Annotated in this window: 16 protein-coding genes; 8 read left to right on the forward strand and 8 right to left on the reverse strand. The window is 67.3% G+C overall.

Annotated elements, in window-relative coordinates:
* Positions 1-259: 259 nt before the first annotated feature.
* The 5 genes from QE373_RS00875 to QE373_RS00895 form a co-directional block, all read right to left on the reverse strand.
* The gene (locus QE373_RS00875) at positions 260-1519 is read right to left on the reverse strand and encodes an OprD family outer membrane porin (RefSeq protein ID WP_309682498.1); all 1260 of its coding nucleotides are present in this window, start codon (positions 1517-1519) and stop codon (positions 260-262) included.
* 43 nt (positions 1520-1562) lie between these two features.
* Positions 1563-2903, reverse strand: a complete 1341-nt coding sequence (locus tag QE373_RS00880) for an SLC13 family permease (protein ID WP_309682501.1) — start codon at positions 2901-2903, stop codon at positions 1563-1565.
* Between the two features lie 70 nt (positions 2904-2973).
* Complete coding sequence (locus tag QE373_RS00885) at positions 2974-3906, reverse strand: hydroxymethylglutaryl-CoA lyase (RefSeq protein WP_309682504.1); 933 nt, start codon at positions 3904-3906, stop codon at positions 2974-2976.
* Positions 3903-5099, reverse strand: coding sequence for a CaiB/BaiF CoA-transferase family protein (locus tag QE373_RS00890; RefSeq protein WP_309682508.1), 1197 nt, complete (start codon positions 5097-5099; stop codon positions 3903-3905). Before QE373_RS00890 ends, QE373_RS00885 begins: the two co-directional genes overlap by 4 nt.
* 96 nt (positions 5100-5195) lie before the next feature.
* Positions 5196-6092, reverse strand: coding sequence for a LysR substrate-binding domain-containing protein (locus tag QE373_RS00895; RefSeq protein ID WP_309682511.1), 897 nt, complete (start codon positions 6090-6092; stop codon positions 5196-5198).
* A 185-nt stretch (positions 6093-6277) separates the two neighbouring features.
* On the opposite strand from QE373_RS00895, the gene QE373_RS00900 reads away from it, so the two are divergent.
* The 4 genes from QE373_RS00900 (at position 6278) to QE373_RS00915 (ending at position 12511) form a co-directional block, all read left to right on the forward strand.
* Positions 6278-8887, forward strand: a complete 2610-nt coding sequence (locus QE373_RS00900; RefSeq protein ID WP_309682514.1) for a hypothetical protein — start codon at positions 6278-6280, stop codon at positions 8885-8887.
* Positions 8888-9072: 185 nt separating this feature from the next.
* Positions 9073-10587, forward strand: coding sequence for an alpha/beta hydrolase (locus QE373_RS00905; RefSeq protein WP_123700114.1), 1515 nt, complete (start codon positions 9073-9075; stop codon positions 10585-10587).
* Positions 10584-11330 (forward strand): ATP-binding cassette domain-containing protein, encoded by a 747-nt coding sequence (locus QE373_RS00910; RefSeq protein ID WP_123700115.1) that lies wholly within the window; start codon positions 10584-10586, stop codon positions 11328-11330. Before QE373_RS00905 ends, QE373_RS00910 begins: the two co-directional genes overlap by 4 nt.
* Complete coding sequence (locus QE373_RS00915; RefSeq protein WP_309682519.1) at positions 11327-12511, forward strand: ABC transporter permease; 1185 nt, start codon at positions 11327-11329, stop codon at positions 12509-12511. Before QE373_RS00910 ends, QE373_RS00915 begins: the two co-directional genes overlap by 4 nt.
* A 53-nt stretch (positions 12512-12564) precedes the next feature.
* Here the strand turns inward: QE373_RS00915 and QE373_RS00920 are convergent, their stop codons facing one another.
* From QE373_RS00920 to QE373_RS00930, 3 genes are all read right to left on the reverse strand, one after another.
* Complete coding sequence (locus tag QE373_RS00920; RefSeq protein ID WP_309682522.1) at positions 12565-13269, reverse strand: transposase; 705 nt, start codon at positions 13267-13269, stop codon at positions 12565-12567.
* Positions 13270-13418: 149 nt separating this feature from the next.
* Positions 13419-14456, reverse strand: coding sequence for an energy transducer TonB (locus tag QE373_RS00925; RefSeq protein ID WP_057508561.1), 1038 nt, complete (start codon positions 14454-14456; stop codon positions 13419-13421).
* A 162-nt stretch (positions 14457-14618) separates the two neighbouring features.
* On the reverse strand, positions 14619-15233 hold the full coding sequence (locus QE373_RS00930; protein WP_309682527.1) for a TIGR00645 family protein: 615 nt from the start codon (positions 15231-15233) through the stop codon (positions 14619-14621).
* A 109-nt stretch (positions 15234-15342) separates the two neighbouring features.
* Between QE373_RS00930 and QE373_RS00935 the strand changes: the two genes are divergently transcribed.
* From QE373_RS00935 to QE373_RS00950, 4 genes are all read left to right on the forward strand, one after another.
* The gene (locus QE373_RS00935; protein WP_309682530.1) at positions 15343-16032 is read left to right on the forward strand and encodes a glutathione binding-like protein; all 690 of its coding nucleotides are present in this window, start codon (positions 15343-15345) and stop codon (positions 16030-16032) included.
* Between the two features lie 78 nt (positions 16033-16110).
* Positions 16111-18336 (forward strand): S9 family peptidase, encoded by a 2226-nt coding sequence (locus QE373_RS00940; protein ID WP_309682533.1) that lies wholly within the window; start codon positions 16111-16113, stop codon positions 18334-18336.
* 34 nt (positions 18337-18370) lie between these two features.
* Positions 18371-18898 carry a cytochrome c oxidase assembly factor Coa1 family protein gene (locus QE373_RS00945; protein WP_123700119.1) on the forward strand — a complete coding sequence of 176 codons (528 nt, stop codon included), beginning with the start codon at positions 18371-18373 and terminating at the stop codon, positions 18896-18898.
* Positions 18899-18988: 90 nt separating this feature from the next.
* Positions 18989-20788 carry a DUF885 domain-containing protein gene (locus tag QE373_RS00950; RefSeq protein ID WP_309682536.1) on the forward strand — a complete coding sequence of 600 codons (1800 nt, stop codon included), beginning with the start codon at positions 18989-18991 and terminating at the stop codon, positions 20786-20788.
* Positions 20789-20825 lie beyond the last annotated feature (37 nt).

Consider the following 20825-nt stretch of genomic DNA (forward strand, 5'->3'; position numbering starts at 1 on the left):
GAGGGAGCCCCTGAGTCAGGGGCGGCCGCGAAGCGGCGGGGTGTGGGTGCTGGTGAGAGGGGGCCCGCGGTTTGCGCAGCAAAGCGTGGGAGCGACAGCGCGAATGCGATGGCGTGGTCCCGCGCCATGGAGGGCGCGAAACGAGGCCCGCAGGAGCGGCTCCTGCCGTCCCCCGCCAACCCACCCCGTCCCGCCAACCACCCGCCCTGCACGCTCTTGACGTTGAAGTTGAAGTTGACGTTGACGTTGCTCCGCGCTTTCAGCCCTGGCCTGCCCACAGCGGTACGTCATACACCACCATCACGCGGTTCTCTTCGGCATCGCGCTGGTAGTTGGAACGGAAGAAGCCGTTGCGCCAGCGCACCGACAAGTGCTTCAACGCTTCGCTCTGGAACGTGTAGCCGACTTCAACATCCCGCTGCCACTGCCGGCCCTCGCCGCTGAACGTGGCCGGGCGGGCGTTGTCACCCTTCACGTAACGCACCAGGAACTTCAGGCCCGGCAGGTTGATCTGCTTGCCGTCCAGCTGGTAACGCAGCTGCCAGCTGCGCTCATCGCGTTCCATGAAGTCGTTGATGAACGTCCAGTTGAAGACATTCCCGTCCGTGCCACCGACGAACGGCATCGCGGTGTCACCGTTCATGTCCTGCCACATCACCGCGAATTCCTGCCCGCCGACCTGCCAGGCCACCAGGGCGTTCAACGCCCGGTTGTCGACCACCCCGGCCAGCGCGGGACCCACGTCATCGGACACGTAATAGCGCACTTCCGTACTCAGCTTGCCGCGTTCCAGCGGCTGCTTGAACGCCACCGACGCCACCTGCTGGCGATACAGGTCACGCAGTTCGCCGTGCTCGTAATGCAACGTGAAACGGTCATCCGGCGCCCATGACGCGGTGACCAGCTCGAAGCCATCGGCATCGGGCGTGCCACTGAAGCGGCGGTCCTTGTTGGTGATGGTCAGGTCCACCCGCTCGGTGCCGTCGCGATACCAGGAACGGTCGTAGCGCGCATAGCCGAGCTCCACGCCGTTATCCCATGCCGCGCCCAGCGACGCGCCTTCGAAGGTCTGCGGCAGCAGCCGGCTGGTATTGGATTTCAGTACCAGGTCCGAGGCGATGTGGCTGCCTACGCGCAGTTCAGCCGGACCCGCCTTGGCCTTGCCGGTCAGCGCGATACGGCCGAAAGCCGAGCGCGCACCGTCCTCGTCATAAGGCAGGATGCCGGTGCCCACTTCCGATTGCAGGCCATCCAGCTTGAAGTCGGCCAATCCCAGTACATCGATGCCGAAGCCGACCACGCCCGGCGTATAGCCGCTGCGCGCATCCAGCACGAAGCCCTGCGCCCATTCTTCGCGCTTGCCCTGGCCGCTGCCGCTGCGGAAATCGCGGTTGTAGTAGAAGTTGGTCGCGGTCAGGTCCGCGCTGGCACCGGCCAGGAAACCTTCGCCATCGGCGGCCAGTGCAGGGGCACTGGCCAGTCCGAAGGCGATCAGGATCGCATTGCGTGTGATGTTCATGAGTCCGGCCCCTCCGCCGTACACAAGTAGGACAAAGGATCGGTCAGAAGATCGCGCTGGCTGCCAGGATCAGCAGCAGCGACACCACCGAGGCCAGCGACACCGGCAGGCTCAGCGTCTTCAGCGTGCCGCGCAGGGTCATGCCGAAGGTGGTCTGCATCAGCCAGAACGTGTTGCTGGTGACATGCACCAGGAACAGCGAGCCGGAGCCTGCGGCCAACGCCACCAGCACCGGCGGCACATCCAGCGAATGCAGCGCCGGGGCCAGCATGCTGGCGGCGGTGATCGCCGAGGCCGACACCGAGCCGATGGCGATGTGCAGGATGGCGGCCACGACCCACACAAGCAGCAGCGGCGCAGCAGAGTTGGCGCTGAAGTAACCGGACAGGATGTCGCCCAGCCCGGTGGTGGCGACCACCGCCGACAGCGAACCGGCCACGCCGGTCAGCAGCAGGATCTGTCCGCTTTCCTTGAACGCATCGGTCACCGCGCCACTGCGGTCGTGCGCGGGCACGGTGAAGCGGGCGATCACGAAGGCCAGCACCAGGCCGCAGAACAGCGCGAAGGTCGAGTTGCCCACCGCGGCCAGCGCCGGGATGTCCAGCCCCAGTGCGCGATCCAGCGCGCCGGTGGCGATCATGAGCAGCGGCACGATGATCGGCAGCAGCGACAGCTTCAGCGGCACCGCGTTGTCCTCGTCCTTGATCTCGGCGGCAACCACCGCCGGTGCCTGGTCATCAGGCAGTTCGTCGGTTTCCGGATTCCAGAAGCCGCGACGCAGCAGGAAATGGAAGCCCCACAGGGTCAGGAACACGGTCGGGATCGCGATCGCCAGGCCGACCAGCAGCATCGTGCCCAGCTCCACGTCCAGCACCGCCGACAGCGCCAGCGCCGCCACGCCCGGCACCACCATGGTCAGTGCCAGGTAGATGCCCACGCCCACCGCACCGGCCATCTTCGGGAGTGCGTCGCCACCGATGCGCTTGGCCGTGGCACGGGCCAGCGGCGCGGACATCAGCAGCAGCACATCGGTATAGATGGGCGGGAAGATCGAGGTCAGGATGGTGGCGAACGCATACGGCATCTGCGTCGGCTTGAACGTGCGCACCAGCAGGCGCACCACCTGCTGGAAGGCGCCCATGCGGTGCAGGAACGCACCGATCATCACGCCGAAGCCGATCAGCAGGCCGATCTTCCCCATCAGGTCGCCGAAGCCATCGGTGATGGCCTCGATGGTGGGGCCGAAGCCGAGCCCGGACGACAGCCCCAGGTACAGCGGGCCGGCGATCAGCGCGATCATCGGGTTGACCTTGAAATAGATGATCAACAGGACGATCAACAGAATGGCGAACAGAGCGTTCGCCAGCACAAACCACTCGTGCATGATTCCCTCCCAGGAATGAAGCGTTGTTGATTTCGCAGGGCGATGCCCTGCGCGATGAAGGACGAAAGGCTTACGCGGCGCGCAGCCTGGGCGGTGCGGGATGCAGGTCGGCGACCCGGCCGGCCTTGGCGACCTGGCCGGCGGTCTCATGGCCGACCAGCGCCGGCAGTCCGCGCGACAGGGCGATCAGCGCAGGCAGGTCCAACCCGGTCGGGATGCCCATCTCTTCGCACATCGCCACCAGGTCTTCGGTGCAGATGTTGCCGGAGGCACCGGGAGCGAACGGGCACCCGCCGAGGCCGCCCAGCGCGGCATCGAAACGCTGCGCCCCGGCATCATAGGCAGCCACCACGTTGGCCAGGCCCAGCCCGCGCGTGTTGTGGAAATGCAGGGTCAGCGCATCGGCGCCGACCAGCGGCAACGCCTGCTCCACCAGCGCGGCGACCTGGCGCGGATTGGCCATGCCGGTGGTGTCGGCCAGGGTGATCCCGGTGCAGCCCAGGTCCAGGTAACGGCGGACCAGGTCGAGCACCTTCGCGACCGGCTGCGCCCCCTCGAAGGGGCATCCAAACGCGGTCGCCACGCTGCCGTTGAGCAGCACGTTGCCACGCGGCAGCGCGGCGATCCGCGCAAAGCCCTCGAAGCTTTCGTCGGTGGTCATGCGCATGTTGGCCAGGTTGTGGGTCTGCCCGGCCGACATCACCAGATTCAGTTCCCCCGCACCGGCGGCCAGCGCACGCTCGGCGCCTTTCAGGTTCGGCACCAGCGCTACGTACACCGTGCCCGGCGCGCGCTGCATGCCGGCGAACACCTCGGCGGCATCGGCCAGCGCCGGCACTGCCTTGGGTGAGACGAAGCTGCTGACTTCGATCCGCGCAAAGCCGAGTGCGCTGAACGCATCGGCCAGGCGTATCTTGTCGGCGGTGGCAACGAAGACGGGTTCGATCTGCAGGCCATCACGCAGGCAGACCTCCTGCACGATCAAGGGACGGACGGTGTTCATGCGGCGTCTCCGGTGCGACCGCTGGCGGTGGCGATGGCCGCTGCGGTCATGCCCAGCGTGGCCAGCACCTGGTCGGTGTGTTCGCCCAGGGCCGGACCGGTCCAGTGCATCTGGCCCGGCGTGGCCGACAGCTTCGGCACGATGCCCGGCAGGGTGATCGGCTGGCCGTCGGGCAGGGTGGTTTCCAGCAGCATGCCGCGTGCCCGGTAGTGCGGATCGGCGACGATGTCGGCGGCCGAGTAGATGCGCCCGGCGGGCACGTCGGCGGCATCCAGCGCGGCCAGTACCGCATCGATGTGCAGCCCGCTGGTCCAGTGGGTAATGGCCGCATCCAGTTCGGCATTGCGCAGCACCCGGCCCGGATTGGTCGCCAGCGCGGCATCGTCGGCCAGGTCGGCGCGGCCGATCGCGCGCATCAGGCGACGGAAGATCGGATCACTGTTACCGGCGATCACCACGAAGCCGCCATCGGCGGTGGGGTAGGTATTGGAGGGGCTGATCCCCGGCAGCGCGCCGCCGGTGCGCTCGCGCACCGTGCCGAACATCGCGTGTTCGGGCACCAGGCTTTCCATCAGGTTGAACACGCTCTCCACCAGCGACACGTCCACTACTTGGCCGCCGCCCTGGCCGGTCTTGACCCGCAGCAGCGCCATCAGCGCGCCCATCACCCCATGCAGCGAGGCCAGCGAGTCACCCAGGCTGATACCCACGCGTGCCGGCGGCGTGCTCGGGTCACCGGTGGTGTAGCGGATGCCGCCCATCGCCTCGCCGATCGCACCGAAGCCGGGGCGGTCGCGGTACGGGCCATCCTGGCCGTAGCCGGAGATGCGCACCATGACCAGGTCCGGATTCAGCGCGGACAGCACGTCCCAGCCCAGGCCCAGCTTTTCCAGGCCGCCGGGACGGAAATTCTCGATCACCACATCGGCGCTGGTGGCCAGTTGGCGCGCCGCCTCGGCGCCCTCGGCGGATTTCAGGTCCAACGCCACCGACTTCTTGTTGCGCCCCTGCAGCGACCACCACAGCGACGTATCGCCATGCAGCTTGCGCCACTTGCGCAGCGGGTCGCCGCCCTCGGGCGATTCGATCTTGATCACCTCGGCGCCGAACTCGGCGAACAGCCGCGCGGCAAACGGGGCCGCGATCAGTGTTCCGAATTCAACAACGCGGATGCCGTGCAATGGACCGGACATCTTCTACCCTCCCAGGACTAGATCGGCAGGGTAGGTCGCAATCATCAGGTAACGCCATGCCTTTCTGACGAAAAACCGTTCGCGAAACGCGAACGCCTACGCCTTTAGTCGAAGGTGGTCGACCAGCTGCTGGGCGGCGGTGGACAGCGGACGGTCACCGCGCCAGACCAGTTTCAGCTCGCGCTGGGCCCAGGCGTCGGTCAGCGCTTCCACATGCAGCTGCATGGCCCGCCCGAACAGCGCGAACACCGGCTCGGGCACCACGCCGATGCCCAGCCCGGCCTGCACCGTACGGCAGATCGCATCGAAGCCGGGGACGTGGATGCGCCGCCGCAGCGGCCGGCCGGCATCGCGCGCGGCCATCTGCGAACGGGTGAAGATCGAGCTCTGCGCATGCAGCGCGATCTGGTCGAAGGGCAGCGTATCGGCGAATGCCAGCGGTCCGCTGCCGGCCAGCGGATGGTCCGGCCGCATCAGCATCACCAGCCGGTCGCGGCGGAAGGTCACGGCGGTCAGTTCGCCCAGTTCGCCATCGCCGGAACACACGCCGATTTCCGCCCAGCCTTCCTGGATGCCGCGCACCACGCCGCCGGTGGGGCGTTCTTCCAGCTCGATGCGCAGGTCCGGATGGGTCAGGAAGAACTGCTCCAGTTCTTCGGGGAGGTAGGCCACGATGGCCGACAGGTTGGCCAGCATGCGGATGTGCCCGCGGATGCCGCGACGGTATTCCAGCAGTTCCGATGACAGCGCCGAAGCGGCCAGCAGCATGCGCCGCGCGTGCTGCAGCAGGCTCTCGCCGGCGAGGGTCAGCTGCATCCCGCGCGAGTTGCGGGTGAACAGCGCGACATCCAGCCCGCTCTCCAGGTCATTCAGGCGACGGCTGGCGGCGGAGGTGGCGATCACTTCGCGCTCGGCCGCACGGGTCAGTGAGCCTTCCTCGGCCACGGCCACGAACAGCCGCAGCGTGGTCAGGCTGATCCGGTCGATGGACATCGGCTGGCTGATGGCGGCGGACCGTGATGTGAGGAGTCCGCATTCTACGACCCATCCCGTTTTCTCCGCAGGCCTGCGCTGATTCTGCAAGTTTCCGTGTCGCGTGGCGAAGGAAAATGCGAACCCGGACTGGACGCTTCCTCATGCATACGTGGACCTGTGGACCCTGCGGCACGGCGGGGAGCGTGAATGCCGTCGCGCAGGTGCGGCAAGTGATACCCAGCCTGCGGCTGAACACGGTCAGCAATGCGCCGCCGGCGTGCGGGTTCATTCCGGTGCGGGTGCCGGCCGCGGTAGTGCAGGAATTCATCGACTGGGGCGGGCAGATTCTGACCACGCATCTGGTACGCCTGACCAACGTGCACCTGCCGGGCTTCGCTTGGATGCATGGCGCCTGGCAGCTACGGCAGGTCGTGGCCGATCTGCGTCGTGGCCATCTGGCTGATGCGGTCGTGCGGGGGGCGCCTGCCGCGCTCGCACTCAGCGGCCTGGGCGGGGCACTGCTGGAGGCGTGGCCCGGATCCGGCGGGCACCATGCGCGGCATGAAGCGGCGGTGCTGGCCGTTGCGGCCGCCGTGTGGGCCACCGGGCAACAGGAAGAACTGCCCAGCGCACCGCCTGGCCTTGCGCAGCGTGCGCTGCTGGGATCATTGAGGATCCTGCGGACCGTGTCAGGCATGATGGGCGCCAGCGGCCGCCACCCACCCTTCAGCCCGCCCGATGTCTGCGACGGCGGGTACTGCCTGGGCACAACGCCGGTGCCCGCCGGATCGCCGGTCACGGGCAACCAGACCGCGTCGCTGACGGCGCGGGGCCTGCTGCAGCCGAACCCGATCCCCCAGCAAAGCGTGGCGCCAGCGACGGGATGCGCGTTTCCTTTCGCGTGCGGCTTCACCGTCCTCCCCGTTGTAACGGCCAAGCGTTCCAGCGGACGGGGGGCGCCACCGCGGCCGGCACGCCCCAAGGCACCCACGCGCTCATCCATGAGGCGAGTCGACAAAGGCGTCAAGGTCACCCGGAATCGCAAGCGGCATCCTGCCGCGTCGGAGGGACTCAACAACGTGCTCGAAGAAAAGAACCGCGTCGTTGTCATGCGCGGCGCAGCCAGAAACAATGCGGTGGCCGCTCATGCGCAGGCCGCCAACGGGGACGTGAATCGGGAATCGATGATGGGCCCTCTGTCCCACTCCTCGCGTGTGGCCATGGGATTGTCCGAGGCCGAAGACCGGCGGACGGCGGCAGGTGCCGTCATTTCCACGCCTGCCCCTCCCACCCTTGATCCCCGCCGCAGGCGACCTGAAAAGCAACCGCCGGCACCACCGACACCACTGGGCCCGCCAGCGATAACGCTGGCGTCGGCTACGGTTCCTTCAACGACGGCTGCCGCCCCCACCCTGCCTGTCTGCCTGCGCTTCCACGATGTCCGTCAGACCTGCGCCCAGCTGCGCGCACTGCGCGAGCAGCCTGATGTGATCAGGTACTGTGCCCACCCGCGCGACGATGAGCCCTTCATCACGATGTTCCGCTTTCCAGGCGCCGAGCTTCCGGGCCTGGGTGCGCGCACCATCGCCCATCCCATCCTCGAAGACATTCCCGAGGTGCTTCGCTCCTCGGCCATCCAGGTCCTCAGGCGGCAGTTGCATCCCGGTCCGGCCCATCTGTCCCGGCCCAGCGTGGTCGGGCATCATCGGCTGTATGCCGTGGTCACGATCGCGCTGCTCGATTCGCCGGTCGATGCTTCGGTTGACACGCTGCCGACCGACGACCCCATGTCCCTCCTGCGCAACACCTTCCGTTTGATGGAATATGTCGATATCGGCGGAATGCGGCATCTGTTCATCGCCTACCTCGTGGCTCAGGATGAATCCGGAAAACAGGGTATCGCCGCAGGCATCGTGGACGTTGAGGTTGATGATTCGGGCCGCGCCAGCCTGAAGGATCCACGACGCAACTGGATCATTGGCGCGCCTGACCTGGAAGCGCTTGTGACAAGCCTGGAAGACATGAGTGGGTTGGTCTTCGACCCGGGCCCGGACCGTCGGCATGCGGACGCCGACGTGCCGCGTCCCATCATTCCAGAGCCGGCAAGCAACCTGTGGGTAACCGAGGAAGAACGGCTGTCATGGACGCCGCCACATGCGCGGCTTCCCTACGACCGCAGCCTTGGCTTCATCACGCCCGTTGTGATCCCGGAAAGCGCGCATCACCCTGCGGTGGAGTTGTACGCCAACAGCTTCAGCGTGAGGGGAAACAGCCTTGTCTACGCCGAAGATAACCGCTCGACCGGTGTGCTGCGCTTTGGCTGTCCGACCATTCAGCACAGCAGCGCGGCCATACGCCACTGCCCGCCGGGTGCCGATGCGGACTTCGCCGCCCGGTTCGGCCTGCAACACGGTTACGTCTATAACCTTGAGTCGCTGGCCCGGCAGCTGGTAGCTGGCGGCATGGTGCGGGTGCCGGATCCGGACGCCGAGACGGAGGATACGGGCGACACGGCGCTGACCACCACGACCACGCCCCCGGACACCTCGCCTGAAAGCGCTCTACGCTGCGCCGCATGCTTTACGTTCAAGCAGGGAATCCTGGAGTACAAGGACCCTCATGGTCGTCAGGGAATATTGCGATTCGATGCAGTACCAGGTCATCGGCAACAGTATCTGCTGGGCGATATCGAACGCGCTGAAGACCAGGAATTCGTGCTGTTGAATGGCTTCAACCGGCTTGGCCGCTACACCGAAGATGCCATCGTGCAGTGGTTCATCGGGCAGGGTTACGTGCGACAGCGCGTCACGTAGCCTTGGTTCAATCGTGTCGGTTCGTCCCTGGTCTGCCTCTGCACCGGCCCCTGTGCTGGCCGAGCCGGTGCGGCGGCGGCCGGAGGACGGATCGCACGGCTGCCTTTCTTCGGTGTACCGTTGGTCACATCCGCGCGGGGGCTTCGTCCTTGTCGCATGACCATCAGCAAGGGGAAGCAAGGAAGATGTCCAGAAACCACCTGAAACTGGCCGGGGTGTTGGCCAGTGTCCTGTGTGCTGCGTGCAGTGCGCCACCTTCGGCAAGCGAAGGCGGGGCCAGCGGGCGCCATTACGGGCAGATCGAATTCAAGCCCTGCACGCTGACCGGCGCGGTCGCTGCGGCGAATGTCGAAGCGTTGTGCGGCACCTTCAGCGTGCCGGAAAACCCCGCCGCGCCGGAAGGCCGGAAGATCGACCTGCGCATTGCCTGGCTGGATGCGGACAACGGGGGCACGGGCCTGCCGGACCCGGTGTTCTTCCTGGCCGGCGGTCCCGGCCAGGCGGCCAGCGACGTGGCGCTGCAGGTCAGCACCGCGCTGCGCCAGGTGCGCAAGCAGCGCGACATCTTCCTGATCGACCAGCGTGGCACCGGCGGTTCCAACCCGCTGAGCTGCCTCGGCCCCGACGGCAAGGAGCTGCCGATGGATGAGCACGCCGATCCGACCGAAGCGTATGTCCAGGGCTACGCCGCCCAGTGCGCCAAGTCGCTTGAAGGCCGTGCGGATCCGCGCTTCTACACCACCTCGCAGGCCATCGATGACCTGGACGCCGTACGCAAGGCGCTCGGTGCCGGGCAGCTCAACCTGGTCGGCGGTTCCTACGGAACCCGCGTCGCGCAGCGCTATGTCGCGCGCTATCCGCAGCACGTGCGCAGCGTGGTGATCGACGGGGTGGTGCCGAACGATCTGGTGGTCGGCGGTGACTTCGCCAACACCTTCGAAGACGCGATCATCCTGCAGTCCGCGCAGTGCATCAAGGATGCGGCCTGCGCCAAGCGGTTCCCGGTCAATACCCGTACCCAGCTGCGCAGCGTGCTGGACACCCTGGCCGCCGCGCCGGTGACCGTCGACTACCGCGATCCGGCCACCGCGCAGGCCCGCCAGGACGTGCTCAAGCCGGACGACGTGCTGGGGCTGATCTTTGCCTTCTCCTACATTCCCGAGTTGTCCTCGCTGCTGCCGGTGGTGCTGGATGAAGCTGCGCAGGGACGCTACGGCCCGCTCGCGGCGCTGACCCGCAACGCATCGCGTGCGATGGACCTGCAGATCAGCCGGGGCATGCAGTGGTCGGTGATCTGCAGCGAAGATGCACCGCGCTTCCAGCCCGCCCCGCAGAGCGACCGCCTGCTGGGCCCCCACGTGGCGCAGATGTTCTTTTCCGCCTGCGCGGTGTGGCCGCACGACACGGCCGCCGCCGACGCCGCCACGCCGCTGAAGAGCGACCTGCCGGTACTGCTGCTGTCCGGTGAACTGGATCCGGTGACCCCGCCGCGCTACGCCGAGCAGGTGCTGAAGGGGCTACCCAATGGTCGCCACATCGTCACGCGCGGGCAGGGCCACGGCAGCATCAACGCTGGCTGCATGCCGCGCGTGCTGGGCCAGTACATCGACACCGCAGATGCCAAGGCAGTGGATGCCAGCTGCCTGGATTCGCTGAGCCACGTGCCGGCGTTCACCTCGTTCAACGGATGGGAACCATGATCGTCGCAGAGGGCCTGCACAAGGCATTCAACACCAAGACCGGCCGCATCCAGGCGGTGCAGGACGTCAGCTTCCGTGCCGAGGATGGCCGCATCACCGGCCTGCTCGGACCGAACGGGGCCGGCAAGACCACCACCATGCGCATGCTGTACACGCTGATGAGCCCGGACCAGGGCCGGGTCACCGTGGATGGCATCGACGCGAACGTCGACGCCACCGAAGTGCGCCGCCGGCTGGGCGTGCTGCCTGATGCGCGTGGCGTCTACAAGCGGCTTACCGCCCGCGAGAACATCGCCTACTTCGGCGAACTGCACGGGCTGGACGCCGGGACCATCGCCCAGCGGACCGAGGCGCTGTCGCGCGCGCTGGACATGGCCGACATCCTGGACCGGCAGACCGATGGCTTTTCGCAGGGCCAGCGCACCAAGACCGCCATCGCCCGCGCGCTGGTACATGACCCGCGCAACGTGATCCTGGACGAGCCGACCAACGGCCTGGACGTGATGACCACCCGCGCCATGCGCCGCTTCCTGCATGGCCTGCGTGACGAAGGCCGCTGCGTGATCTTCTCCAGCCACATCATGCAGGAAGTCGCTGCGCTGTGTGACCACATCGTGATCGTCGCAAAGGGCACGGTGATGGCCGCCGGCAGCGCCGATGAACTGCGCGAGCAGGCCGGTGAGAGCAACCTCGAAGACGCCTTCGTCAAACTGATCGGCACCGAAGAGGGCCTGCACGCATGAGCATCATGTCCACGTTGTTCACCGTGATGCGCAAGGAACTGCGCGACCTCTCGCGTGACCGCCGCACCCTGGCGCTGACCCTGCTGATGGGGCCGCTGCTGTATCCGATCCTGATCCTGGGCATGGGCAAGCTGGCCGAAAGCCGGGTCAAGTCGCAGATCGAACAGCCGCTGGAAATCCCGACCATCGGCGCGGAAAACGCACCCAACCTGGTGCGCTTCCTGGCCGCGCAGGGCCTCAACGCGACCCCCGCCCCGAAGGACCTCAACCAGGCGATCAGCGACCAGCGCATCGACGTGGCACTGCGCATCAGCGAGGCCTTCGACGAACGCTGGCGCGACGGCCGGCCCGCGCTGGTGGAGATCCTGCAGGACAGCACCCGGCGCGCCGCCGACGTGCCCACCGCACGGTTGAAGGCGGCCCTGCAGACCTACAACGGCCAGGTCGGTTCGTTGCGGTTGATGGCACGCGGCATTGATGCGCAGGTCGCCCGTCCGCTGGACGTGGCGACCCAGGACCTGGCTTCGGCCGAGGCCAAGCAGGGCATGATGCTGTCGATGCTGCTGCCGCTGCTGCTGACCATCACCTCGTTCCTGGGCGGTGCCTACCTGGTGATGGACACCACCGCCGGCGAGCGCGAACGGCAGTCGCTGGAACCGCTGCTGGCCACCCCGGCCAAGCGCAGCGCGATCGTCAGCGGGAAGATCGCCGCCGCCTGTGCGGTGGGCATCGCCTCGCTGGTGCTGACCCTGGTGGCGTTCAAGATCAGCGCGCAGCTGTCGGACAGCAGCGTCGGCCGCCAGCTCAACATGGGCCTGGGTTCGATGCTGCAGATGCTGCTGGTGATGCTGCCGATGCTGCTGATCGGCACTTCGCTGCTGACCTTCCTGTCGGCCGCGTCCAAGAGCATGAAGGAAGCCCAGAGCCACATGACCTGGCTGATGCTGCTGCCGATGCTGCCCAGCTACGCACTGCTGGTGTATCCGCTGAAGAGCGTGGTGTGGCAGTACGCCATCCCGTTCCTGTCGCAGAACCAGATGCTGTTGAAGGTGATCCGCCACGAGCACATCAGCCCGACCATCTGGGTGATCTACCTCGGCGCCAACCTCGGCCTGGCCGCCCTGCTGTGGTACGCCGCGATCCATCGCTACCGCCAGGAACGCCTCGCGATCTCCGGCTGACAAAAAAGGGGACGGAGGGGATTAAGTCGTTTTCGGCTTGGCCCCCCGTCCCCTCATGACGTCTCTTCGCCCGTCTTGCGCGGACGCCCCGGTGCACGTGGGGTCACCGGCCTACCCAATGTCTCGGCCAGCATCTGCAGGAACCGGGCGCCGCCAAGCGGGCACTGCGTCCTGCCGTGTTCCCTGATGCCTGCGGACTCCCTGTCGGCAGCACGGCGGTCCTGCAGGAAGGCGCGGTAGCGGGCGCTGCGTCTGGCGGGCGTCGTGCCCAGCATCAGCAGCGCGGAATGCGGGGTCAGCAGGGGATCCCGACGCAGGCCAAGGGTGCCGTGCACGCTGGACCAACGTGCCTGCTCCGGCGAAGACACCAGGCCGGCACGCACCGGGTTGAGCTCGATGTAGCGGTGCACCGCCAGCAGATAGGCGTCGTTGTCGACCAGGCTGGAATGGTAGCGGCCCTGCCAGAGCGGGCCGGAACGGCCGTGGCGCTGGTTGAACGCCTGCACATAGGCGGTGCCGAGCGCACGCATCGCAGACGCCAGCCCGCAGGGCAGCACCGGCGTGGCCAGCAGATGCACGTGGTTGTCCATCAGCACATAGGCATGCAGGGCCACGTCATGTTTGACGAATGCCTTGTGCAGCACGCGCAGGAAGTGATCGCGATCGACGTCATCGGCAAAGATCGCGCCTTTGTTGACGCCGCGCTGGACGACGTGGAAAGGCAGGCCGGGCAACAGCAGGCGGGCGCGGCGGGGCATGGCGCGGGTCTCCACGGCAGGGTGGAAATCCAGCGTGCGGGTCGCTGCTGCCTGATGCCATCAGGCCAACGCGTACCACGCCATCGCGGCATGGCACGCGCTGCACCAGAAGGGGGGGATTACGACTTAATCCCCTCCGTCCCCTTTTTTCAGCCGCCGGGGCTGAAGGCCAGCGTGCGGCGGGTGGTGACCGGTGCGGCGACCGGCTCGAAGCGCCAGCGCTTCACGGCGGCCAGCGCTTCGCGGTCGAAGGTGCGGGCCGGCGTGGCGCGCAGCACGCGGGCGTTGGTGACCGAGCCGTCGGTACCGACGGTGATTTCCACCAGCACTTCCCCGGAGGTATTCGAACGCAGCGCGTCGGCCGGGTAGCGCGGGGCCGGCGTGCTGACCGGACGCAGGCTCGGCGCTGCGGTCTGGCGTGCGGCGGCAGCCGCGGCGGCCTGTGCGGCGGCCTGCTGCTGGCGCTGTTCGGCTTCACGGCGGGCGGCGGCCTGGCGTTCGGCATCCTGCGCGGCCGGGGCGGGCGCGGCGGCTGCGGGCGCGGCAGCTGCCTGCTGCGCGGCGATCTGCTGGGCCGCGGCGGCTTCGCGGGTGCGCTGTTCGGCCAGCTTCTGCTGTTCGGCCAGCTGCTTGGTCTTGGCTTCGGCTTCGCGCTTGACCCGCTCGGTCTCTTCGGTGGTACGCAGCGCGGCCACTTCCACGCCGCGGGTGATGCCCTGCTTCAGGCGCGGCAGTGCCGGCGCCTTCGGGTCCACTTTTTCGATCAGCGCGATCAGGCGCTGGCCTTCCTCGAAATCCTCGCGCGCCATGTTCTGCTCGGCGGCGATCAGCGTGTACGGCAGCAGGTCGGTCAGCGCGCTCTTCACCGACGCATCGTCCGGGGTCTTGTCACGCAGGGCCAGGTAGTACTCGATGGCGTTGTCGCCGGCGGGGGCGTACATGCGGTTGTCGCGCAGCGCCTGGCTGGCCGATTCGCGCAGCTCTTCGCTGCCCATGGCCTGCACCTTGCTGGACACGGCCGGTTCGGCGGCAGGCGCGGTGGCGGCCGGCGAGGCGGCGGCAGGCTTTGCATCGGCGGCGGGTGCAGCGGTTTCGTCCTTGCCTGAACAGGCGGCAAGGCCGATCAGCAGGACGGCGGGCGCCAGCAGGCGCGCACGGACAATGACGGATTTCCTGACGTACGACATCCTGTTTCCCCCTTGAATACGACGATACGAAAGACCTGGCAATGGTCCCAGGCACGAGCCTGCGGCGTTTCCCGACGCCGTAGGCAGATACTGTCAGCAGTGCAATCTAGCATCCCGCGCGGGTGAAGGGGCAGGGGCAGCCGCGCCGCCCCTGCCGGTCGGTCAATGCGCGTCGCGGGACCCACCGTTGCCGCTGTTCATCAGCTTGTCGGTCCAGGCGATGCCGATCGCCGACAGGATGAATACGGCGTGGATGATGGTCTGCCACAACACCCCGGTGGAGGTCAGCGTGGCGCACTTGGCGGCGCCGGCATTGGCGGCCGAGGCGGCGGCGTTCATCAGTTCCGGCGGGCACAGTGGCAGGCCATCCAGCGCACCGGCGGCGATGAAGGTCTTCAGCAGGTGGATCGAGGAAATACCGATGATCGACAGCGCCAGCTTCACCTTCAGCACGCTGGCGTTGACGTGGCTCAGCCATTCCGGCTGGTCCGGGTGGCCTTCCAGGCGCAGCCGCGAGACGAAGGTTTCATAGCCACCGACGATCACCATCACCAGCAGGTTGGAGATCATCACCACGTCGATCAGCCCCAGCACGATCAGCATGATCTGCTGTTCGCCCAGGCTGCTGGCGTCCATGATCAGGTGCCACAGCTCCTTGCCGAACAGGTAAACGTAGACGCCCTGGGCGACGATCAGGCCCAGGTACAGCGGCAGCTGCAGCCAGCGCGAGGCGAAGATCAGGGTGGACAGGGGATTGGGGCGGTGCTGAGGGGTCATGGACGGCATGCTGCGTTGCAGGAGAGGGCGCAGAGTACTGGTCCATTGAGACAGTGCCAAGCCGGTCCACCTACTACACTCGCAGCACATCCCCGCTGAGTGACCCGCCATGATCGATCTGTATTACTGGCCCACCCCGAATGGCCACAAGGTAACCCTGTTCCTGGAAGAAGCCGGGCTGGAGTACCGCATCCATCCGGTCAACATCGGCACCGGCGACCAGTTCAAGCCGGAGTTCCTGGCCATATCGCCCAACAACAAGATGCCGGCGATCGTCGACCCGACCCCGGCCGGTGGTGGCGCGCCGCTGAGCGTGTTCGAGTCCGGTGCGATCCTGTTGTACCTGGCCGAAAAAACCGGAAAGTTCCTGTCCAGCGACCCGCGCGAGCGCGTGGAAACCCTGGAGTGGCTGTTCTGGCAGATGGCCGGGCTGGGCCCGATGAGCGGGCAGATGGGCCATTTCAACGTGTATGCGCCGGAGAAGCTTCCGTATGCCATCGAACGCTACGGCAATGAAGTGACCCGCCTGCACGGGGTGATGGACAAGCGCCTGGCCGAACACGAATGGCTGGCCGGCAGCGCGTACAGCATCGCCGACATGGCGAGCTACCCGTGGATCGGGGCCTACGACAAGCTGCCGCCGGACTTCGCCGCGTTCCCGAACCTGCAGCGCTGGCACCAGGCAATCGCTGCGCGGCCGGCCACCCAACGTGCCTACGCGCTGCGCCAGCAGGTCAACCCGGATGCCGGCAAGCCGCTCAGCGAAGAGGAGCGCAGGCACCTGTTCGGCAAGCGCTGACGGCGAACCCTGGCCGGTGCCTCCGCGCATGCGGCGGCGCCGGGTTAGGATTGGGGCAGCCGTATACCGGAACCTTTCATGCGCCACCTGTTTGCTGCCCTTGCCCTGATGCTCGCCACCACCACCACTGCCCACGCTGAAAAACTCACCCTGGAAGCCATCACCGGCGCGTTGCCGCTGTCCGGCCCGACGCTGATGAAACCCAAGGTGGCGCCCGATGGATCGCAGGTCAGTTTCCTGCGCGGCAAGGACAGCGACCGCAACCAGCTGGACCTGTGGACCTACGATATCGCCAGCGCGCAGACCCGCCTGCTGGTGGATTCCAAGGTGGTGTTGCCCGGCACCGAAACGCTGAGCGATGAAGAAAAGGCACGCCGCGAGCGCCAGCGCATCGCGGCCATGACCGGCATCGTGGATTACCAGTGGTCGCCGGATGCGCGCACTTTGCTGTTCCCGCTCGGTGGGGAACTGTATCTGTACGACCTGGGCAAGCAGGGCGCGGCCGCCGTGCGCCAGCTCACCCATGGCGAGGGCTTCGCCACCGATGCCAAGCTGTCCCCGCGCGGCGGCTTCGTCAGCTTCATCCGCGCCCGCAACCTGTGGGTGATCGACCTGGCCAGCGGCCAGCAACGCCAGCTGACCGGCGACGGCAGCGCGACCATCGGCAACGGCGTGGCCGAGTTCGTGGCGGACGAGGAAATGGACCGCCATACCGGTTACTGGTGGGCGCCGGATGATTCGGCGATCGCTTTTGCCCGCATCGACGAAAGCCCGGTGCCGGTGCAGAAGCGTTACGAGGTCTACCCGGATCGCACCGATGTGATCGAACAGCGCTACCCGGCCGCCGGCGATGCCAACGTGCGCGTGCAACTGGGCGTGATCGCGCCGGCGCTGGATGCACAGCCGCGCTGGATCGACCTCGGCAAGGAGGCGGACATCTACCTGGCGCGCGTGGACTGGCGCGATCCGCAGCACCTCAGCTTCCAGCGCCAGAGCCGCGACCAGCGCCAGCTGGAGCTGGTGGAAACCACGCTGGCCGACGGCCGCCAGCGCGTGCTCGCCCGCGAAACCAGCAGCACCTGGGTACCACTGCACAACAGCCTGCGTTTCCTCGATGACGGCAGCCTGCTGTGGTCCTCCGAACGCAGCGGCTTCGAACATCTGTACCGCATCGACAAGGCCGGCAAGGCGCACGCATTGACCCACGGCGAGTGGCCGGTGGATGAGCTGCTGGCGGTGGATGAAAAAGCCGGGCTGGTGTTCTTCCGCGCGGGCATGGAATCGGCGCGCGAAAGCCAGATCTACAGCGTGCCGCTGCAGGGCGGCGCGCCGAAGCGACTGTCGCAGGCCCCGGGCATGCACAGCGCCAGTTTCGCGCGCAACGCCAGCGTCTACGTCGACAGCTGGTCCAACACCAGCACGCCGCCGCAGATCGAACTGTTCCGCGCCAGCGGCGAGAAGATCGCCACCCTGGTAGAGAACAACCTGGCCGATCCGGCCCATCCCTACGCACGCTACAAAGACGCGCAGCTGCCGGTGGAGTTCGGCACGCTGACCGCCGCCGACGGCCGCACGCCGCTGAACTACAGCGTGATCAAGCCGGCCGGCTTCGATGCCGGCAAGCGCTATCCGGTCGCGGTGTACGTCTACGGCGGTCCTGCCTCCCAGACGGTCACCAACGCCTGGCCGGGCCGCGGCGACCATCTGTTCAACCAGTACCTTGCGCAGCAGGGCTACGTGGTGTTTTCGCTGGACAACCGCGGCACCCCGCGTCGCGGCCGCGACTTCGGCGGCGCGCTGTATGGCAGGCAGGGCACCGTGGAAGTGGCCGACCAGCTGCGCGGCGTGGAGTGGCTGCAGAAGCAGCCGTGGGTGGACCCGGCGCGGATCGGGGTGCAGGGCTGGTCCAACGGCGGCTACATGACCCTGATGCTGCTGGCCAAGGCCTCCAACCGCTATGCCTGCGGCGTGGCCGGGGCGCCGGTGACCGACTGGGGCCTGTATGACACCCATTACACCGAACGCTACATGGACCTGCCGGCGCGCAACGAAGCCGGCTACACCGAAGCACGCGTGCTGACCCACATCGAGGGCCTGCGTTCCCGGCTGCTGCTGATCCACGGCATGGCTGACGACAACGTGCTGTTCAGCAATTCCACGGTGCTGATGAGCGCGCTGCAGAAGCGCGGCCAGCCGTTCGAGCTGATGACCTATCCGGGTGCCAAGCATGGCCTGTCCGGCGCCGATGCACTGCATCGTTATCGTGTAGCAGAGGACTTCCTGGGGCGCTGCCTGAAGCCCTGATCGCTTGACCCCGCTGTTGGCAAGGAGCCCGTTGATGCAACCACCGCCGCCGCTTCCTCCGCACGCTGCACGTGGCGGATGGTCTCGCCACTGGCGCTGGGCACTCCCGCTGGGCGTGCTGGCTGCCCTGGCCGTGATGGGGGGCTGCATCGGCTGGGCCCTGCTGCGCTGGAGCGAGAGGGCACATGACAGCGCGCCGATGCGCGAAGCGCTGCGCCGGGCCGGCTGCAGCATCGAGGTGGCCAGCGCCTTCGGCGAGCCCCTGCAGCCCGAGCGCCTGCCATACGGCAGCATGCGGACCCACGTCGACGGGCGGCATGAAGTCGGGCTGGTGGTCGGCGTGCAGGGGCCGCGCGGCGAAGGCACCCTGTTCGTGCGGGGCGTGCGCGTGGACGATGCCTGGGACTACCCGGTGATGTATGTGCTGGGCGAGGACGAGGCGACCTTCGACCTGAGCGCGCTGGACGATGCCGAGGCCGCTGGCGAATGCCCGCTGCAACAGTGTCGTACCGAGGCAGGCGACGATGCCTGCGAGGACGCGCCGCCCGCGCTGCGGGTATGAGCCGGTGCTTGCGGCCGTGACCTCCGGCGCATTGCCGCCCCGGTCGTGAATGCGTAGGGTGCTGGCATTGCCCGCATCCTGGAGTGTGTGATGAAGCCGCTTGTCCTTGCCATTGCCCTCGCTTTGGGCGCCGCCCCGCTGCTGTCCACCGCCCCGGCCCATGCGGCCCCGGCCGCGGCGTCCAAGAAGCCCGTCGCCGCCCCGGCCTGGGTGGCGCGCAGCAACCAGCTGGCGCAGATCCTGCTGGATGCACAGGGCCCGTTCCAGCCGGAAAGCACCGGCTTCTTCGGTGTGCCCGGCTACGACGACAAGGTCGCCGACCTCGGCCCGGACAATGCCAGGCGCTACCGCGAGGCGATGACCAAGGCACGCGGTGAGCTGCAGGCCAAGCTGGCCAGCGAGAAGGATCCCAACGTCCGCCAGGACCTGGAGATCATGATCGGTGCGGCCACCGAAAGCATCGAAGGCAGCACACTGGGCGAGCAGTACTTCCTGCCGTGGAGCGATGCGCCGCAGACCGTCTTCAGCGGCCTCAACCTGCTGCTGTCCGACCAGGTGCCGGCCGAGCGCCGCGCCAAGGCCGTGGATCGCCTGAAGGCCTATGCGGGCCTGCAGCCGGGTGGTACGCCGCTGACCACGCTGGCCCGCCAGCGTTATGAAGAACGCCTGTCCAACAGCGCGCTGCTGCAGCCGACCAGGATCGAAGTGCAGCAGTCGCTGGACAATGTGGAGACCTACATCAGCGGCATCGAATCGCTGCTGCAGAAGTACAAGGTGACCGGTGCGGACGAGGCCATGAAGACCCTCGCCGGGCAGCTGAAGGACTACGCCGCATGGACGCGCAGCACGGTGCTGCCGAAAGCGCGCGAAGACACCCGCCTGCCGGCGCCGGTGTATGCCTACCAGCTCAAGCAGGTCGGCATCGACATCGACCCCAAGCTGCTGATGCAGCGCGCCCAGCTGGAGTTCATGGAAACCCGTTCGGCGATGCGCCAGCTGGCGCCGCTGGTGGTGCAGGCCAAGGGCCTGAAGGTCAGCGATCCGACCGATCCGGTCGCGGTGATCCGCGCGCTGAAGAAGGAAACCATCGCCAACGACCAGCTGGAAGGCCACTACCGCAAGGTCATCGATGCGATCGACCCGCTGATCCACGAACACCAGATCGTCGACGTGCCGCAGCGTGCGATGCAGATGCGGCTGGGTTCGGCAGCGGAAAGCGCGGCCAGTCCGGCGCCGCATTTCCTGCCGGCGCCGCTGGTCAACAACACCGGGCAGCAGGGCACCTTCGTACTGCCGCTGGGCAACCCGGCCGCCGGCGAAGGCGCGCAGTACGACGACTTCAACTTTGGTTCGGCGGCGTGGACGCTGAGCGCGCATGAAGGCCGTCCCGGCCACGAACTGCAGTTCACCGCGATGGTCGAGCGCGGCGTCTCGCTGGCGCGCACGATGTTCGCGTTCAATTCGGTCAACGTCGAAGGCTGGGCGCTGTATGCCGAAGCGGAAATGGTGCCCTACGAGCCGCTGGACGGCCAGCTGATCGCGCTGCAGTTCCGCCTGCTGCGTGCCGCGCGCGCGATGCTCGACCCGATGCTCAACCTGGGGCTGATCGAACGCGCCGACGCCGAACGCGTGCTGATCGACGAAGTGAGCCTGTCCAAGGCGATGGCCACCCAGGAACTGGACCGCTACACCGTGCGCATGCCCGGCCAGGCTGGCAGCTACTTCTACGGCTACACCCGCATCCTTGAACTGCGCATGCAGACCGAACTGGCACTGGGCGCGAAGTTCGACCGCAAGGCCTTCAACAACTTCCTGCTGGACCAGGGCCTGCTGCCGCCGGACCAGCTGGCCAAGGCGGTCAACGAAGTCTTCATCCCGAAGTATCGCTGACCCACTAAAAAGGGGACGGAGGGGATTAAGTCGGTTC

Origin of the sequence: Stenotrophomonas sp. SORGH_AS_0321 (assembly GCF_031453215.1) — a bacterium.
GTDB lineage: Bacteria > Pseudomonadota > Gammaproteobacteria > Xanthomonadales > Xanthomonadaceae > Stenotrophomonas > Stenotrophomonas chelatiphaga.

Coding starts and splice junctions, on each gene's coding strand:
- QE373_RS00875 (WP_309682498.1), bottom strand. CDS start 1,519: ATGAACATCACACGCAATGCGATCCTGATCGCCTTCGGACTGGCCAGT.
- QE373_RS00880 (WP_309682501.1), bottom strand. CDS start 2,903: ATGCACGAGTGGTTTGTGCTGGCGAACGCTCTGTTCGCCATTCTGTTG.
- QE373_RS00885 (WP_309682504.1), bottom strand. CDS start 3,906: ATGAACACCGTCCGTCCCTTGATCGTGCAGGAGGTCTGCCTGCGTGAT.
- QE373_RS00890 (WP_309682508.1), bottom strand. CDS start 5,099: ATGTCCGGTCCATTGCACGGCATCCGCGTTGTTGAATTCGGAACACTG.
- QE373_RS00895 (WP_309682511.1), bottom strand. CDS start 6,092: ATGTCCATCGACCGGATCAGCCTGACCACGCTGCGGCTGTTCGTGGCC.
- QE373_RS00905 (WP_123700114.1), top strand. CDS start 9,073: ATGTCCAGAAACCACCTGAAACTGGCCGGGGTGTTGGCCAGTGTCCTG.
- QE373_RS00910 (WP_123700115.1), top strand. CDS start 10,584: ATGATCGTCGCAGAGGGCCTGCACAAGGCATTCAACACCAAGACCGGC.
- QE373_RS00915 (WP_309682519.1), top strand. CDS start 11,327: ATGAGCATCATGTCCACGTTGTTCACCGTGATGCGCAAGGAACTGCGC.
- QE373_RS00920 (WP_309682522.1), bottom strand. CDS start 13,269: ATGCCCCGCCGCGCCCGCCTGCTGTTGCCCGGCCTGCCTTTCCACGTC.
- QE373_RS00925 (WP_057508561.1), bottom strand. CDS start 14,456: ATGTCGTACGTCAGGAAATCCGTCATTGTCCGTGCGCGCCTGCTGGCG.
- QE373_RS00930 (WP_309682527.1), bottom strand. CDS start 15,233: ATGACCCCTCAGCACCGCCCCAATCCCCTGTCCACCCTGATCTTCGCC.
- QE373_RS00935 (WP_309682530.1), top strand. CDS start 15,343: ATGATCGATCTGTATTACTGGCCCACCCCGAATGGCCACAAGGTAACC.
- QE373_RS00940 (WP_309682533.1), top strand. CDS start 16,111: ATGCGCCACCTGTTTGCTGCCCTTGCCCTGATGCTCGCCACCACCACC.
- QE373_RS00945 (WP_123700119.1), top strand. CDS start 18,371: ATGCAACCACCGCCGCCGCTTCCTCCGCACGCTGCACGTGGCGGATGG.
- QE373_RS00950 (WP_309682536.1), top strand. CDS start 18,989: ATGAAGCCGCTTGTCCTTGCCATTGCCCTCGCTTTGGGCGCCGCCCCG.